The sequence below is a fragment of the Aeromonas sp. EERV15 genome (assembly GCF_900079845.1).
Lineage (GTDB): Bacteria > Pseudomonadota > Gammaproteobacteria > Enterobacterales > Aeromonadaceae > Aeromonas > Aeromonas sobria.
In genome coordinates, this window is the sequence record NZ_FKKY02000180.1 from 1 (window position 1) to 432 (window position 432).

The 432-nt window shown below is 69.7% G+C and carries 1 protein-coding gene; it reads right to left on the reverse strand.

Features of this window, described 5'->3' with window-relative positions:
* On the reverse strand, positions 1–432 hold a 432-nt coding region (locus BN4575_RS20970; RefSeq protein ID WP_305088096.1), incomplete at both ends, for a SpvB/TcaC N-terminal domain-containing protein.

Below are 432 nucleotides of genomic sequence, written 5' to 3' on the forward strand. Positions count from 1 at the left end.
GTACGCCTGCGTCTGCGGATCGCGGACATATCCCCCCTGCGTCGCGGTGGCGAGCCGCGTCAGGCAAGCGTTCTCCGCATACGTGAGATCGAGCGACCGCACGAGGCACGGCGCCTCGCCGAGCTCGGGCATATGGTGATACATCAGCACGCGACGGCAGAGCCGGTACGTGCGGATCTCGAAACCGGCGCGGTACACGGAGAACGGGTCCTGACGGACTGGCCACGGGGCGCTCCCCACCGGCGTGGGTTCCGCGGCATCGTGCTCTCCGTAATCGAAGACGACCTCGAACAGGCTGCTCCCCGCGTCGCCCGGCACGGTGTTCCCGTAACGGACGCGCTTGAGATAGCGGTTCGCGACGCCCGCGCGGCCCGCGTGGCGGTGGCTCTCCGCCGCCTCATCGCGTGCCACGCCCGTCAGGTCCTCCGCCTT